The organism is Martelella sp. AMO21009 (genome assembly GCF_053484295.1).
Map to the genome: position 1 here is coordinate 43,725 of NZ_JBAKFR010000011.1, position 15,279 is coordinate 59,003.

Consider the following 15,279-nt stretch of genomic DNA (forward strand, 5'->3'; position numbering starts at 1 on the left):
TCATGACCACCAAACTGAAGCTCTCATCCGTTCCGGATGACAAACCCGTCAAGCTGACTGTGGAGCTTGCACCGGACGTGCATCGTGATTTGCTCGACTATGCCGCCGTGATGGCGCGCGAGACCGGACAGGCGACGCCCGAACCAGCGAAGCTGATTGCGCCTATGCTGCAACGGTTCATGGCGACGGATCGTGCCTTTGCCCGCTTGCGGAAAATCCAGATTCGATCGTCGTGAGCCCAAGTGCTTCCTCAGACCAATCGGAAGAGCCACGACGAACGCGTCCGGCCAGCGTGTGCGCAACGCTGATAAAGCGCCGTAGCGCGGGATTGTCGTTATGGCGGGACCAGACGGCACTGAACGGAACAATGTCGGCAGGATCTGTTAACGGACGCAGTACGAGATGGGGGAGCTTCACATCCACCCAAGCCGCAGACACCAATGTGATGCCCTGTCGAAGGGCAACCAGATTCATCAGAGTCTCCTTGCGGCACGACAATCAAGATGAGATTCCGCGACAAACAGGATGAGACGTTGCGTCGTGCGTGTGTCGTAGGGAGGGCGTAGCCCGACCGGAGGCACACGCACGACGCTTCGCTCGTTTTTGGGGTCTGTGATCGCGGTCGGCCCGGTAGGCTTGTGGTTTTCAGGAATGGAGAACCATCTTTGTGCCGGGGCGCCATGTAACCGATCAACAGACGAGACTTTTCATGAAGCTGAGACAGGACCACCCCATCGAAGTCGCCGCGGCCAGGGCCGGGATGAGCCGGGCGAGCGGATACCGCATTTCGAAAGATCCCCAACTGCCATCGCAGAGGGCGCGCCCGCGAAGCCGGCGGCGCCCGGACCCGCTTGAGCACATTTTCGACGCTGAAGTCGTCCCGCTTTTGCAATCAGCCCCGGGTCTTCGGCCGGTCGCAATTTTCGAGGAGATGCTGCGCCGCCACCCTGACCTGTCGCCGGGTATCCGCCGGACGCTGGAACGGCGGATCCGGGCCTGGCGGGCGGTGCATGGCGAGGAACAGGAGGTGATCTTTAGACAGGTTCACGAGCCCGGCCGGCTCGCACTGTCGGATTTCACCGACATGGGGGCGCTCGGCGTGACCATTGCCGGTCAGCCCCTGGATCACCTGCTCTACCACTTCCGCCTGCCGTGGTCGGGCTTCGAGCATGCCCATGTCATCCTCGGCGGAGAGAGCTTTGTCGCCCTGGCCGAAGGGTTGCAGAATGCGCTCTGGTCGGTGGGCGGCGCGCCGTCTTCCCATCGCAGCGACAGTCTGTCGGCGGCTTTTCGCAACCTCGATGCCGACGCGCGGGCGGATCTCACGACGCGCTATGATGCCCTGTGCGCCCATTACCGGATGACGCCGACCCGCAACAACAAGGGGGTGGCGCATGAGAACGGCTCGATCGAAAGCGCCCACGGCCATCTCAAGAGCGCGATCCGGGATGCGCTGTTGATGCGGGGCTGCGCCGATTTCGACGATCTCGATGGCTACCGCGCCTTCATTGACGAGATCGTGGGGCGCCGCAATGCTGCCCGCGGCAAGCGTATCGCAGCCGAACGGTCCTATCTGCAGGGGCTGCCCGCGCGCCGCACCACGGACTTCGAGGAGGTGATCGTCACCGTTTCCAGCACCGGCGGCTTCACCTTGCGCAAGGTCTTCTACACCGTGCCCTCCCGCCTGATCGGGCACAGGCTGCGCGTGCGCCTGTTCGACAATCGCCTTGAGGTCTTCACCGGCGGCACCCTCCTGCTGACCCTGCCCAGAGGGCGGGCCAGGGCCAACGGCAAGCATGACCAGGTCGTGAACTATCACCATGTCATCCATTCGCTGCGCAGAAAGCCCATGGCGCTGTCGAGGCTGGTCTATCGCGACAAGCTCTTTCCGCGCCAGGAATACCGCCGGGCCTTCGAAGCGCTCATCGACCGGCTGCCCGAACGGCAGGCCTGCAAGATCACAGTCGAACTGCTTGCCCTGGCGCATGATCGCGGCTGTGAGGCGGAACTGGCCAGAGAGCTGAGCCGGGTTCTCGGGGACGGTGGACTTCCGGACCTTGTCGCCTTGCGAGGGAAGTTCACACCGCACGCAGGCAGTCTGCCGGCCGTCACCGTGCAATCCGTGTCTCTGGACAGCTATGAAGCGCTTGTCAAAACGGCGGATGCAGCAGGAGTACCGGCATGACGAACGCCCATACCGTCGATGAGGCCCGCCTCTCCATCATGCTGAACGACCTGCGGCTGCCGACCATCAAGATGCTCTGGCCGCAATTTGCCGAACAGGCTGACCGGGAGGGCTGGCCGGCCGCCCGCTTCCTGGCCGCTATTGCGGAGCACGAACTGGCCGAACGCGCCCACCGCAGGATCGCCCGACATCTTGCCGAAGCGCACCTGCCGCCCGGAAAGACAATGGACAGCTTCGACTTCGACGCCGTTCCAATGATCTCGAAAGCACAGGTCATGGCCATGGCGGCGGGAGATAGCTGGCTGGCCAAGGGCGCCAATGTCCTGATGTTCGGACCGCCCGGCGGCGGCAAATCCCATCTCGCGGCCGCCATTGGCCTGACACTGATCGAGAACGGCTGGCGGGTGCTCTTCACGAGAACCACAGATCTCGTCCAGAAGCTTCAGGTGGCCCGCAGGGAACTGCAGCTCGAGGCCGCCATTGCAAAACTGGACAAGTTCGACCTGATCATCCTCGACGATCTCGCCTATGTCACCAAGGATCAGGCCGAAACCAGCGTCCTCTTCGAGCTGATCTCGGCGCGATACGAGAGGCGGTCCATCATGATCACCGCCAATCAGCCCTTCGGCGAATGGAACAAGGTCTTCCCAGACCCCGCAATGACGCTCGCCGCCGTCGACAGGCTGGTCCACCATGCGACCATCTTCGAGATGAACGTGGAAAGCTACAGACGGCGCTCCGCAATGGAGGCAAAACGCAAGAGAGGCAGGCCTGCTTCATACGCGACAATCAACAACACCCCCATGATTGACGCGGAACGACAAACAACAGGCGAAGAAAATCTTGCAAGCGACAATCAGGATGATAACCTCACCAATGCCGCGACATAGAATCTCATCCTGATTGTCGCCAGCGTCTCATCCAGATTGTCGCGCTATATCTCCTGCACCACCGCTTTAAACATAACTTCCGGATAGGTGCTGTAGTCGGCAGCCCGACGGATGATATAGTCATGCACCTCGGGTCCGGGTGCACGCCGAGTTACTATAAAGCGCTCGCTTCGCAAGTCAGACCAGTCGAGCTGCCGTCTGTCAGCCAGTTCATGTCCCTCAGCAAGTGCGACGTGTACACGCTCTTTCCAAAGCGGAGAGATTTCACAATCAGCAAGACCGCCTTCGCCGGATAGAAACGCCACATCCAAATCTCGCCTCCTGATCGCATAGACATGCTCGTCACGACCTCCATCCCGGATATCGACCTCGATTTCAGGATGCTGCACCGCGTAGCGACAAACTAGTTTCCGTAGAAACCCACCGGCGAGCGAGGTGAGAATTCCCACGCGCAGCACACCGATCTCCCCACGTCCACCGGCACTCGCTACCTTGCGCGCAAGCTCGAGCTGTTCCAGCGCCGGTCGCACATCCCTAAGCAGGCGATGTCCGGCGTCAGTCAGCTTTGCACCTGAGACACGTCGTTCGAACAGCGATACGCCCAGTGCATCTTCAAGTTGCCGAACTGCACGGCTGACGCTGGACTGTCGCATATGCAGGACGTTTGCCGCCCTGCGGAAACTCCCGTTCTCGGCGGTTGCGACGAAGTGACGAAGGTTTCGCCAGTCAATAGGCATTCGAAGCTCTCGCTTTCCCCTTGCTCACCTGCAGCGGACATAGGCTCTGTCAGAGTCATTCTGGGTTCGTCGCGGACCAACCATGAAAACAAGGGGCGCTTCGATGCTCCGCCAACAAGCTGCACAGGCACTTCCGAAGAACCCAAAAACATGGACTACAGATTTGTTGATCATGAGAAAACGGCCACCTGTCCGCGCACGCATGTCGAACATAAGGACGTTGAGTATGGCGCTGACTTTACAGTTAGGCGGCCAAAACTTCGCCGTTGGAATGGCGCCGCCCCCCTGAATAGAAAGTGTGTCGCGCATGTGCGCTAACCGGGTATGTCGTGATGCGGAGGCTTAACGGACGCGTACGAGCGCCATCTTTCTCCGATAGCCGCGCAGGTCCACACCACGGCTGTCACCACAGGTTCGCGACGCCTTGTCGTCCGAGAAAGCCTGTCGCCATAGCACCCTTGAACTGCCCCGCCAGCCAGTAGCATACTCGACCTGAAGAGTTATGGGATGGAGACGGTCACACTGACGTTGAAGCCGTCGGTCGATGGCACCGCCGAATCCTATCCAGAATATAAGGACCCTTGAAGTACACTGCGACCCCGGTGGCGGCGGCATCAATGTCGCGCGCGGCTCCAAGAATTGGGTGGTCCGACGCTCGCCGGCTATCTCGCAGGCGGCGCGATAGGCGGCCTACTCGACAACCTGCTCGACGCAGTCCCCATCCCCCGGAAGCGCATCTAGATCCAGAACCACACTCGGCTCAGCCACGCTGTTTATAAGAGATCGCCCCCGCAGCAACCCGCTTCGTCCCCTCCGGGCCCTTGGCACTGGAGTCGGAATGGCAAGCATTCCTCACCTCACTGGAGGATCTCGAATACTGCTACCTCGTCGCAAGCGGCCGTCTGCCGCGTGGATCCCCGAGGAATTTTACGCAACCGTCGCGGAACTGACCCGCCGCAAGAGCGCCATACTTGTACTTGACACCTCGGGGAGTGCCCTCCGGATCGGAGCTCGCACGCGACGTCCGCCGGGTGAAACCTAATCTCGGCAAAGTCGAGACATTGGTGGAACAAAAACTTCGCGACCCAGCCCCGCAGGAACAAGCGGTCCGAGAGCTAATCGGTTCGGGAGCGGCGGAGCTGATCACGTGTCCTCTGGACCGTGACGGTGCGCTGCTCGCGACCAGCGAAGGCACCCTACGTCTCGACGCGCCTCGGGTCGTTGCAAAGAGCCCCGTTGGCGCCGGCGACAGCTTCGTCGCGGCCATTACCCTCGGCTTGGCAAAAGCGCGCGACCCAGAAGCGGAAATTGCCTATGGCATGGCTGCCGGGGCAGCCGCCGTCCTGTCGTTCGGCACGGGGCCTTTCCGATGAGAGGATGTTGAATGACTCTACATCGGAATGCGTCGCGAAATGCGAGCGATTGGATCGAAATTCTGACGGACTAGACTAACATGGCGGAATCCAAGAGGGCTCCTCACCGATCTCAGGAATTCCATACAGACATCGCCGACTTGATCTCGATCAAGAAGGAAGCCCTATTCGTGGTGTAGGCTAACGCGAGAACGGATGATCTGTGCGAGATCGATGTACCACAACAATCAAGAGCGATTCAGACGAACCACGCCCCGAGCTTGGGTGACGCTTCTTCTGCTCTTGCTTATCTTAGCCGGTCTGAGTTTGCACACGGCCCATACCGAGCCTTCACAGTCCGGGAAGCAGACGGCTCTGGCGAGCGATATACTACTCAGCTCTGATTCATCTAGTGATGCAACGCTTGGCGCGGCGCCTGCCGCAAGCCATTGCCACTCGCACGCTTCCTGCACTTTCTTGCCGGTGGGCTCTTCGGCTGTCTTCCACGCACCGAGGTCCGGAAGTTGGCTTCCCGGGCCGCCACGTTATCACCGGTCCACGAATAGCGACCGTCAATTCCGTCCACCTCGTCTCCCTGCGCACATCTGATCGACGCGTTGGCGGGCTTCGATGCCCTCCGCACGCGTCGCAACACCCCTTAACCGAACATTGCGCATGGAGTCACCAACATGACAGCCTTTCCACGCCCGGATTCCTTTCCGCCCCAAAGCGTCGCTCCCGACGTTGCTACTATTCAGCGTCTCACGGAGTGCCGATCACAATTTATGCGCTTTTTCCGAGGGCGCCTGAGCCGTCAGGAGGATGCCGAAGATGCCTTCCAGGACTTCTGCCTCAAGGTGGTTCGAGCCGCCGACAAGCCTCAAAGCACCGCCAAGATCGACGCTTGGCTCAGTCGAGTCTTACGGAATACGCTAACCGATTACTATCGGCGCCGGGCAACGCGGCAACGGCTCGAGATCGCATACGAAGCAGAGACAGCTGAACCGGCGGCTGCACTGGAAATAGTGCAGCCTGAAAATCCTTGCTGCTGCATCCGGAACCTCGTTCTGACGCTCCGGCCAGACTATGCAGAGATCATTCGCCGGGCCGACCTCGACTGGGAACCGCGCGAGCGGATCGCAATCGACCTCGGTCTCACCACCAACAACATCGGTGTCCGGCTGCATCGCGCGCGCCGCGCACTGAAAGAAAAGATAGAGCAGCACTGCGGGGCGTGTTGCGTAAGCGGATCCGGTTGCTGCGATTGCGTTCTCGACCCGTACTGCCGCCCTCAGGGCGGGCGAGACGAATCAGCGTGTAATACCGCTTGGGCTGAAGCGTCTCATTGATCGACGCTTGGGGCGGGCCGTATCCATCCAACGATACGGCCCGCGCTATATTGCCTAGCCACGGAGCTTTCCCATGAGCAAGAAAAACATCCAGAGCGCGTTGCCGAATGTGCCATCAGCTGCCAGCGACCGAAATGCGGAGGGCGACTACCGAACCACCATCCACGGCCTGCAAGTCGAACTCGTAAAGCTTCAGAAGCACCTCATCAGTTGCAACGATAAGATCCTCGTTTTGATCGAAGGTCGTGACACCGCAGGAAAAGATGGTGTGATCAAGCGCATTGTCCGCCATCTGAGTCCGCGTGAGACCCGTGTCGTCGCTTTGGGCAAACCGTCTGACCGTGAGCGTGGCGGATGGTATTTTGAGCGTTACGTCCCACATCTGCCATCCCAACAGGAGTTCGTACTCTTCAATAGAAGCTGGTACAATCGCGCTGGAGTTGAGCGCGTGATGGGCTTTTGCACCGAAGATCAGTATGAAGAGTTTATGCAGACAGTGCTCGAGTTCGAGCATATGCTTGTCAAATCCGGCATCAAGCTTTTCAAATATTATCTCGACATTAGCAGGGCCGAACAAAAGCGGCGACTGAAAGACCGCCGCGATGATCCGCTTAAGCAGTGGAAAATCAGTCCCATCGACTCCAAGGCCATCGAGAACTGGGCTGCTTACAGCCAAGCTCGGAACGAGATGTTCGCGCGCACTCATAACCCGGTCACACCTTGGACCATCGTGCGCGCAGATGATAAGCACTTGGCACGCACCAATCTCATCAAAGATCTGTTGGTGCGCCTACACTACGACGACAAAGATAATTCGGCGCTTCTCGTCAACCCAGACATTGTCCTCCAATACCATGACACCTATGCGAAGAGCGGTGTACTCGCGCCATGAAAGAATGTCGAAAAAGGCGTTCACCGCTGCTGCAAAAAACTGAACAAACCATCAAGCCGGCGGGCGCTACTGAATATCCAGGGCCGCAGGCTAGTTGTCCTCGGCAGCGAAGCGCCGATCATTATGGAATCATGACTCCTGCATATGATATCGTCAGGCAGCTTCTCGGCGGACGGCAAGAACAACCGAGTCATCAGGGATGACCGCCCTAACGATCGCGCAGATCATTCTGGTCATGCTACTTTGGGCTGCCTGCTTTCCGCTCATCACTGCCGGCCTGGACCTCGCTCCGCATCTAACCTTCGCCGCAATGCGGGCACTACTAGCGGGCCTTACCCTGACACTGCTCGCGCTGGCGCTGCACCGGCCGCTGCCGAAGCGATTGGCGCACTGGGTGATGGTCGCCGTCGTAGGATTTGGAGCGACAAGCCTCGGCTTCCTTGGGATGTTTCATGCCGCTGAGTTCGTCTCGCCCGGCATCGCCACGGTGATCGCTAACACCCAGCCAATGCTAGCTGCAATTCTGGCAAGTCTGATCCTTCATGAGCGACTCACAATAATCGGAAAAATCGGGCTTCTGTTGGGCTTTATTGGCATTCTCATCATTGCCGCGCCTCAGGTTGTTGCCACAGGTCAGCAGACCTATATCTTCGGCGTTGCCTACATCATCCTTGCCGCGCTGGGCGTCACCATAAGCAACGTCGTGATAAAACGCATCGCCGGCCAGGTCGATCCCCTGATGGCCATGGGATTGCAGATGCTGATTGGCAGCATCCCCCTCATTCTTATCGCCTGTGGAACGGAGGAGCCGACAGCGGTCACATGGTCGCTTACCTTCGTTGGCATACTGCTCGCCCTCAGCCTCCTCGGAACTGCGCTCGTCTACTGGCTATGGTTCTCAGTGCTTGAGAAAACGCCGCTCAACGGGGCCAATGCCTTTAGCTTATTGATCCCGATTTTCGGGCTTACGATCGGTGCACTATTTTTTGATGAAACCCTGGAGTGGACGCAACTGGCGGGCATTGTCCTCGTCATCCTCGCGGTTGGTCTCGTCTCCCGTTACGGCACGAGATCGGCGAGGGGCGTGGCTGACTAGGGTCCGGACTCAATTGCACCAGTATATGATAGTTGCAGCGATGAGGGGCTGCGGCGAGGAAGTTTCTGGCGAGCTTGTCGTATCGTGTTGCGATGCGCCGCCAGTCTTTTAGGCGACACCAGAGACGCTCGACGAGGTTTCGGACCTTGTAGGCATCGCGGTCGTAGGGGATTGGGGCGCGTCGGCTTGTCGTGGATGGGATGACGACCTCGGCGCCCTGGGCCGCGATGGCGGCGCGGATGGCGTTGGTGTCGTAGCCGCGGTCGGCGATGAGCCGGTCGTATCGTCCCTCGGCCTTTTCGATCAGGGCTCCGGCCATGGTCATGTCATTGATGTTGCCGGCCGAGACCATGAGCAGGCGCGGCCGGCCCCGGCTGTCGGTCAGTCCGTGGAGCTTGCTGGTGCGGCCGCCGCGCGAGACGCCGATGGCTTGCGCAAAGGCCCCCCTTTTTGCGCCGCCCGCCGAGCGGTGCGCCTTGATGTGGGTGGCGTCGATCGCGACCGTGCCCCAGATCCCCTTATGGCCGGTCAGCACCTCGAACATGGCCAGCCAGACACCCTGCCGGCTCCAGCGGTTGAAGCGATTGTAGATCGTCGTGTAAGGCCCGTATTCCGGCGGACAGTCGCGCCAGCGCGCCCCACTCTTGAGCATATGAACAATACCTGAGATCACGCGCCGGTCATCGACACGATGCGCGCCCTTGCGCCCACGCGTCAACTGCCGTTGCTTCATCAAGACCTCCTGCGCCGAAACCTTGAATCACAACTCACGCCGCGCGTGAATCCCTATGTGAATCCCTATTGGGTACAGACCCTAGCGCCTCTAACCCCGACCAAAAGCTTCCTAAGGCCCGGTCACACCAACCCGATCCTTGCTCTTTGATCGATCAAGAGGCAGGCTTTAAGGAGCGACCGGTACCTCAACGGCTCAGCTTGACCGCTTCTTCTCGCGGCCACTCCCTCCGGAATTGGACTCCGCGGCATCTGCGGACGCCGACTGTCCCCCGTCCGACGCACTTTCCACCTCTATCTCCGACTGTGCGCAGAACCAATGGTCGAGGTGTTTGCCTTCGGGCCGGTCCTCCCGCTCCCAGATTGCGTATGCGCGCTCCTGGATTTTCGCGTTCATATCGTCACTCATGATGTGTCTCCTTTTCTGAGTGGGTGGCAAGTTCAGCCCCTCGCTGTCCGTCCTTGCATCGGCGAGGGAGACGGCAGGACAGTCAGGTCGAGCGACTCGTCATTCCCAAACCTTGACTCCGAGAAGTCTTGCCCTGCGCGAGATTCGGTCAGCGACTGATAGAGCTTGAAATATTCGTCAGCCGGGTTTCGCCAGCCGAAGTCCTGCCGCATCGCGTGATGTTGCATCCGGCGCCACACCACCGGCTGCTGGAATTTGTTGAGGGCCCTTCTCAAGCAGACCAAAAGGTTATCGAGGGCGACGCCTGAAAATGCGAACCCTGTCGCTTCACTATCGGCCCGCTGCGCGGAACAATCGACAATGCTATCGGCCAGCCCGCCGACCTTTCGCACAAGCGGTAGCGTCCCGTAGCGCAGAGCGTAGATCGGAACCAAGCCGAATGGTTCAAAACGCGAAGGGTGGAGCAGGATGTCGGCGCCCGCAAGCAGGCGACGCGTGGATCGCTCTTCGTAGCCAATCCGTACAGAGACGCGGCCCGGATACTGATCAGCCAATGTCTTGAACCGCTTTTCCAAGGCACGGTCGCCTTGTCCGTGCAACGCAAACTGGGCCCCCTCTGCAATCAGCCACGGGACGGCCTCAGCGACTATGTCAGCCATCTTTTGCTCTGTCAGGCGGCTGACAAACGCGAGGACGGCTGTTTCCGGCTCCACGTCAAGACCGACATCGCGTTGCAACGTCGCCTTACAATCTCGCTTGCCGCTGATGTTGCCCAAACTATACGGCGCCGGGAGGTTCGGGTCCGTCTTGGGATCCCAGAGACCATAATCGGCGCCATTAGGAATTCCCAACAGATGCTCGGAGCGCTGGCGGAGCAGCCCGTCCAGCCCGCAGCCGAACTCTGGCGTTTGTATTTCGCGTGCGTAGGTTCGGCCGACCGTGGTCAGGCGATCGGCATAGCGAAGCCCAGCTTTCAGGAAGGAGATGCGACCATAGAATTCAATTCCCTCGGGCGAGAGGCTGTCTGCGGGGAGGCCCAGTTTCGGCATTTCCTCCGCGGGGAACAGGCCCTGGAAGGCTAGATTGTGAACGGTGAAGATAGTCGCTGGACGCGATCCCGCGGTGTCGGCGAGCAACAGCGACACTGGTCCAGTGTGCCAGTCATTCGTGTGAACCAGATGCGGCTGCCAATTGAGTCCCGCTGCGGCGCGCGCGACCCGCGCAGCAGTCTGGCACAGCACAGCAAAACGGCGACCGTTGTCCTGCCAGTCGTTGCCATCCGGATCCTGATAGGGGCCGCCGTCCCTGCAATAGAGCCTAGGACAATCGACCAGCCATAGGGGCACGCCAGAATCCGGAGATCGAGCTGGCAGAAGCCGGGCGCGACCCGCGCCCGCCAATTCCTCAAGCGGTATCGCGGGTCCTACATGCTCAACCCGGTCCAGCACCTCCGAATAGCCAGGCATCATCAGGCGAATGTCGACCCCGAGTGCGGCCAAGGTGGCCGGCAGGGCCGCGGACACGTCGGCAAGCCCGCCGGTCTTAACCAGCGGATGACATTCGGAGGTGACGAACAAGACGCGCATCAAAATCCCCTATCGGCACTTCTGCGGGCACTCCATCGGTGACCCAATGGCACCCGAGGGCTACCGGCTGAACGATTGGTACTGCCTACCGGCCAAACGAGCTGACGGGCAGCGTGTTACCGAAAACAGACGCTCAGATTGAGCGCGCCTTACACGTCACGATCCGAAAATTGGAAAGAAAGTGTTGCTGCCTGCTTCGAATTTCGGCGTTTGTATCGACCCCAGTCCGTGTAAGGACTCAGTCGCTTATTCGTCTCATCTGGGTAGCTAAAGGATTAGAGGTGGAAGATGACTTGCGATGATCCGGACGACCGCTCGGAGACCGATAACGACGGTGACGCAGCTGCGAAGGAAACGGATGCTGCCGTGCGCCGTGCACTTGTGGAGAGTCGTCGGCAGATTCTGGGCTTTCTGCAACGGCGGCTCGGCAATTCCGAAGCCGCAGAGGATGTCCTGCAGGCATTCATGCTGAAGGCAATTGAGCGATCGAGCCAATTGCGTGATGTCCGCACGGTCCGTGGCTGGCTGAGCCGGATCCTCGCCACGACGGTCATTGACCATCAGCGTCGCTCCGCCAGACGACGACAGCGGGAGGCCGTAACGAACCCGACTGATCTTGAAGGTTTCAAGATCGAGCCTGATGAAGAACTCGACGAAGCGGTGTGCAATTGCCTTTACAAGCTCTTGCCCACGCTCAAACCGGAATACGCCGAGGTGATCTGGCGAGTCGACCTGCTGGGAGAGCCCCGGGAACGGGTGGCGGCAAGCCTCGGAATTTCGCTGAACAACATCACGGTCAGGCTCCATCGCGGCCGCCAAGCGCTGAAAAAGCGGCTTGAGGAGATGTGCCTGACCTGTCCGATCCACGGCTTCCTCGACTGTCACTGCGAAGAGGCGGAACGCACGCGTCGCCGCCGCGAAGAGCTCGCGCGCGCATCCGGACTGTAATGTTGTCCTTCCTGCTTCGTCTGTAGCTCAGGATGGTGGCTCCATTCAGGATGAATGGCTCTCGCTCCACCCCGACACATATGAAGGACAACGGCAATGAACACGGAATCGAAAACTACCACCTCCGGTTCGGCTGACCCGACCGAACCCTCCTGCTGCGGACAGGGAGGTCATCCTCCGGTCAAGTCAGAGGCGCCCTCAGTCCGGCCCGAACAGTCTTCCAGACAACAGCGGCCGGAAGACGCGCGCGGTGCATCGAAGGGCTGCTGCTGCGGCAACTGACCAAAAGCTTCGTCGGACAGGACAGGTGTCGCGCATCGCGGCGCCTGTCGACCCGCAACTCATGTCCATCCCACATCGAATGGCGCGCCCGAGGAGTCTGGCCTTGACTAAAGTAACATTGGAGGTCAGCGACCTTTTCGAAGAGCTTGATCATCTCGCGGTCGAGAAGCAGCTGAGCACTGAGAAGGGTGTCCGCCGGGCCTCGGCAAACCCCGCTTCCGGCAGCGTGACCGTTGACTTTGATGAATCAGTCACGAACGTCGAGAGCTTGAAGCGCAAGTTGAATTCTTGCGGTTTTCGCTGCCGTGGGAGCGTGCATCCGCGGCATGTTTGCGAACCGGCGGCATCGGGCCCTACGGCGGTGCTGCCCTCGCAAACGAGCCACGCGGGCCACCGAGGGGTGTCTGCGGCTCACGACGAGATGGCGCACGAGATGGGCCATAGTGCCGGCATGGACATGTCCGCCATGGTTCGGGACATGCGCAATCGTTTCTGGATCGCGTTGGTCTTCACGATACCGATCTTCATTTATTCCCCTATGGGTGGCATGTTTACGCCGCCAGCGCCGCCTTTCGGTCTCGACCTCGACCTGTGGCTGTTCTTTCTCGGCAGCATCGCGATCGTCTATCCAAGTTGGCCCTTCTTTACCGCTGCTTGGCGAGCCCTGCGCAATGGCGCGCTCAACATGGCAGTGCTCGTCGTGCTGTCGGTGGGCACCGGCTATGTTTTTAGCGTTGGCTCGACTTTCTTCTTCCCTGGCGTGCAGTTCTACGAGGCGGTCGCAGTACTGCTCGTCTTCATCCTGCTCGGGCATTGGCTTGAGATGCGTGCCCGGGCGGGCGCCTCCGCGGCAATCCGGGCGCTACTTGATCTCGCACCGCCAATGGCGACGGTCCTGCGCGAGGGCACCGAGGTCGAAGTGCCCACTTCGGAGGTACAGGCCGGCGAGACTGTGATCATCCGCCCGGGAAACAAAATCCCTGTCGATGGGGAGGTCATCGAGGGAGAGTCGCTGGTGGATGAGTCCATGCTGACCGGCGAGTCGATGCCGGTGAACAAGGGCCAGGGCGACCAAGTGATCGGCGCCACTATCAACAAGAGCGGCAGTTTCCGCTACCGCGCCACCAAAGTTGGGGCCGACACGGCGCTGGCACAGATCGTCAAGCTGGTGCAAGAGGCACAAAACTCCAAGGCGCCGGCCCAGCTCCTCGCTGACCGCGCCTCCCAATGGCTGGTGCTGATCGCCATCCTTATCGGGCTTGCTACTTTTGGCGTCTGGTTCTGGTGGGTCGGCGAGCCGCTACTATTCGCATTGACCTTGACGATCACGGTCTTCGTCATCGCCTGTCCAGACGCTCTGGGGCTAGCGACGCCGATGGCGGTCATGGTTGGAACCGGGCTCGGTGCAACCCACGGAATTCTCTTCAAGAACGCCGGCGCGCTTGAAGAGGCGACCAAGCTCGATACGATTGTCTTCGACAAAACCGGTACATTGACGATGGGCGAACCGCGTGTGGTCGAGGTCATCGCCGCGGAGAATAGCAGCGAAGCAGAAGCATTGCGCGCCGCTGCGGCCGTGGATCGCGGCTCGGATCATCCCTTGGCGCTTGCGATCGTGAAGCGGGCTGAAGATCTCGACGTGCCGGAAGCGCACAACTTCCTCAATCTCGAAGGGAGGGGAGCGGAAGCTGAAATCGATGGACGGAAAGTCCTGCTGGGCAACCGTCGATTGATGGACGAGGAGAATGTTGCGCTCGACTCGCTCGGCGCGCAAGCAGAACGGCTGAAAGCCGAAGGGCGCACGGTGGTGCATGTAGCCCAGGACGGACGGATGCTCGGGATCATTGCGATTGCCGACGCGCCGCGCCCCAGCGCGAAAGCGACCGTCGCCAAATTGCGGGAGCGCGGCGTGTCGGTCGCAATGTTGACCGGCGACAACGAAGGCACAGCGAGACGGATCGCCTCGGAACTTGGCATCGACATCGTTCTCGCTGATGTCCTGCCGGGACAGAAAGCCGAAAAGATCAAGGAGCTGCAAGCGGAAGGCAAGCGTGTCGGCATGGTCGGCGACGGCGTGAATGACGCTCCGGCGCTGACCCAAGCCAACGTCGGTTTCGCCATTGGCGCGGGCACTGATGTGGCGATGGAGAGCGCAGACGTGGTGCTCATGAGGAGCGATCCCTACGACATCGTAGGTGCGATTGAATTGTCGCGCGCAACGCTCCGCAAGATGCATCAGAACCTGTTGTGGGCGGTCGCCTATAACGTGATCGCCTTCCCGGCCGCCGCCGGCGTCTTCTATCCCCTTGTGATCAGCCCAGAGGTGGCGGCGCTGGCAATGTCGGGTAGCTCGGCGCTGGTCGCAATCAATGCGCTGCTGCTCAAGCGAACGCGCCTGGATGGGGTGACCAGTAGTCGCCGTGAAGTGGCCGCGGACTCACGCTCGGCCGATGTGCTCGGATGAGCTGCGGGGGTGGGCGACCAGAGATAACCCGTGAAGCATCACCGGACCCCGCAGCGCCGCTGCGGACAGCGCAGGAGAAACGAATGGACCATGAAAAGAATAGCCGCAGCTTCTTCGCCTCTCGGGCAAATGTAGTTCTGCTGGTCTTCCTCGGAGTGGGTGGTTTCTATCTTGTCTCCGAACATCGGGCGCATCTTATCGGTGCAGTCCCGTTGCTGCTTGCTTTTGGCCTCTGCCTCGGCATGCATTTTTTCATGCATGGCGGGCACGGAAAGCACAAATCTGTCCGCGACGAAGAGGATGCGCAGCCGGGTGGCGGCAAAAAGCCCGGCGGGCATGGACACTGAATTCGCGGAA

General features: G+C 60.2%; 15 protein-coding genes. 10 read left to right on the forward strand and 5 right to left on the reverse strand.

All coding sequences use genetic code 11. From position 1 onward, the window contains the following. The first annotated feature begins 2 nt into the window (after positions 1-2). A complete protein-coding gene (locus V6766_RS13760; RefSeq protein WP_044404299.1) occupies positions 3-236 on the forward strand; it encodes a DUF2274 domain-containing protein in 234 nt (77 codons plus the stop codon). Here V6766_RS13760 and V6766_RS13765 read toward each other — a convergent pair. Next, on the reverse strand, positions 178-474 hold the full coding sequence (locus V6766_RS13765; protein WP_448467307.1) for a hypothetical protein: 297 nt from the start codon (positions 472-474) through the stop codon (positions 178-180). The genes V6766_RS13760 and V6766_RS13765 overlap by 59 nt on opposite strands. 193 nt (positions 475-667) lie before the next feature. Between V6766_RS13765 and istA the strand changes: the two genes are divergently transcribed. Together istA and istB are read left to right on the forward strand one after the other, a co-directional pair. Further along, the gene (gene istA, locus V6766_RS13770; RefSeq protein WP_448467309.1) at positions 668-2,185 is read left to right on the forward strand and encodes an IS21 family transposase; all 1,518 of its coding nucleotides are present in this window, start codon (positions 668-670) and stop codon (positions 2,183-2,185) included. Further along, positions 2,182-3,075 carry an IS21-like element helper ATPase IstB gene (istB, locus tag V6766_RS13775; protein ID WP_448467311.1) on the forward strand — a complete coding sequence of 298 codons (894 nt, stop codon included), beginning with the start codon at positions 2,182-2,184 and terminating at the stop codon, positions 3,073-3,075. Before istA ends, istB begins: the two co-directional genes overlap by 4 nt. Positions 3,076-3,119: 44 nt before the next feature. On the opposite strand, the gene V6766_RS13780 is transcribed toward istB, so the two are convergent. Continuing rightward, positions 3,120-3,812 (reverse strand): LysR family transcriptional regulator, encoded by a 693-nt coding sequence (locus tag V6766_RS13780; protein WP_448467313.1) that lies wholly within the window; start codon positions 3,810-3,812, stop codon positions 3,120-3,122. Positions 3,813-4,804: 992 nt separating this feature from the next. On the opposite strand from V6766_RS13780, the gene V6766_RS13785 reads away from it, so the two are divergent. From V6766_RS13785 to V6766_RS13800, 4 genes are all read left to right on the forward strand, one after another. Beyond that, positions 4,805-5,185: a PfkB family carbohydrate kinase gene (locus tag V6766_RS13785; RefSeq protein ID WP_448467432.1), complete on the forward strand. Its 381-nt coding sequence runs from the start codon at positions 4,805-4,807 to the stop codon at positions 5,183-5,185. 668 nt (positions 5,186-5,853) lie between these two features. Next, on the forward strand, positions 5,854-6,513 hold the full coding sequence (locus tag V6766_RS13790; RefSeq protein ID WP_448467315.1) for an RNA polymerase sigma factor: 660 nt from the start codon (positions 5,854-5,856) through the stop codon (positions 6,511-6,513). A gap of 73 nt (positions 6,514-6,586) precedes the next feature. Beyond that, on the forward strand, positions 6,587-7,405 hold the full coding sequence (gene ppk2, locus V6766_RS13795; protein WP_448467317.1) for a polyphosphate kinase 2: 819 nt from the start codon (positions 6,587-6,589) through the stop codon (positions 7,403-7,405). A gap of 199 nt (positions 7,406-7,604) precedes the next feature. Continuing rightward, positions 7,605-8,501, forward strand: coding sequence for a DMT family transporter (locus V6766_RS13800; protein ID WP_448467319.1), 897 nt, complete (start codon positions 7,605-7,607; stop codon positions 8,499-8,501). Between the two features lie 9 nt (positions 8,502-8,510). Here the strand turns inward: V6766_RS13800 and V6766_RS13805 are convergent. From V6766_RS13805 to glgA, 3 genes are all read right to left on the reverse strand, one after another. Beyond that, positions 8,511-9,234 (reverse strand): IS5 family transposase gene (locus tag V6766_RS13805; protein WP_448467321.1). Its coding sequence is split into 2 segments (ribosomal slippage): positions 8,511-8,546 and positions 8,548-9,234, totalling 723 coding nucleotides; the frame shifts between segments, so codons are not numbered across the junction. Positions 9,235-9,429: 195 nt separating this feature from the next. Then, positions 9,430-9,642: a DUF2934 domain-containing protein gene (locus tag V6766_RS13810; RefSeq protein WP_448467323.1), complete on the reverse strand. Its 213-nt coding sequence runs from the start codon at positions 9,640-9,642 to the stop codon at positions 9,430-9,432. 32 nt (positions 9,643-9,674) lie between these two features. Further along, positions 9,675-11,228 (reverse strand): glycogen synthase GlgA, encoded by a 1,554-nt coding sequence (glgA, locus tag V6766_RS13815; RefSeq protein ID WP_448467325.1) that lies wholly within the window; start codon positions 11,226-11,228, stop codon positions 9,675-9,677. 288 nt (positions 11,229-11,516) lie between these two features. On the opposite strand from glgA, the gene V6766_RS13820 reads away from it, so the two are divergent. From V6766_RS13820 to V6766_RS13830, 3 genes are all read left to right on the forward strand, one after another. Next, positions 11,517-12,176, forward strand: coding sequence for an RNA polymerase sigma factor (locus tag V6766_RS13820; RefSeq protein WP_448467327.1), 660 nt, complete (start codon positions 11,517-11,519; stop codon positions 12,174-12,176). A gap of 385 nt (positions 12,177-12,561) precedes the next feature. Beyond that, positions 12,562-14,922: a heavy metal translocating P-type ATPase gene (locus V6766_RS13825; protein WP_448467329.1), complete on the forward strand. Its 2,361-nt coding sequence runs from the start codon at positions 12,562-12,564 to the stop codon at positions 14,920-14,922. Between the two features lie 83 nt (positions 14,923-15,005). Beyond that, positions 15,006-15,269: a DUF2933 domain-containing protein gene (locus V6766_RS13830; protein ID WP_080900802.1), complete on the forward strand. Its 264-nt coding sequence runs from the start codon at positions 15,006-15,008 to the stop codon at positions 15,267-15,269. Positions 15,270-15,279 lie beyond the last annotated feature (10 nt).

Bases quoted from the DNA above. Each gene is read 5' to 3' on its own strand.
- V6766_RS13760 (WP_044404299.1), top strand. From the start codon at position 3: ATGACCACCAAACTGAAGCTCTCATCCGTTCCGGATGACAAACCCGTC.
- V6766_RS13765 (WP_448467307.1), bottom strand. From the start codon at position 474: ATGAATCTGGTTGCCCTTCGACAGGGCATCACATTGGTGTCTGCGGCT.
- istB (WP_448467311.1), top strand. From the start codon at position 2,182: ATGACGAACGCCCATACCGTCGATGAGGCCCGCCTCTCCATCATGCTG.
- V6766_RS13780 (WP_448467313.1), bottom strand. From the start codon at position 3,812: ATGCCTATTGACTGGCGAAACCTTCGTCACTTCGTCGCAACCGCCGAG.
- V6766_RS13790 (WP_448467315.1), top strand. From the start codon at position 5,854: ATGACAGCCTTTCCACGCCCGGATTCCTTTCCGCCCCAAAGCGTCGCT.
- ppk2 (WP_448467317.1), top strand. From the start codon at position 6,587: ATGAGCAAGAAAAACATCCAGAGCGCGTTGCCGAATGTGCCATCAGCT.
- V6766_RS13800 (WP_448467319.1), top strand. From the start codon at position 7,605: ATGACCGCCCTAACGATCGCGCAGATCATTCTGGTCATGCTACTTTGG.
- V6766_RS13810 (WP_448467323.1), bottom strand. From the start codon at position 9,642: ATGAGTGACGATATGAACGCGAAAATCCAGGAGCGCGCATACGCAATC.
- glgA (WP_448467325.1), bottom strand. From the start codon at position 11,228: ATGCGCGTCTTGTTCGTCACCTCCGAATGTCATCCGCTGGTTAAGACC.
- V6766_RS13820 (WP_448467327.1), top strand. From the start codon at position 11,517: ATGACTTGCGATGATCCGGACGACCGCTCGGAGACCGATAACGACGGT.
- V6766_RS13830 (WP_080900802.1), top strand. From the start codon at position 15,006: ATGGACCATGAAAAGAATAGCCGCAGCTTCTTCGCCTCTCGGGCAAAT.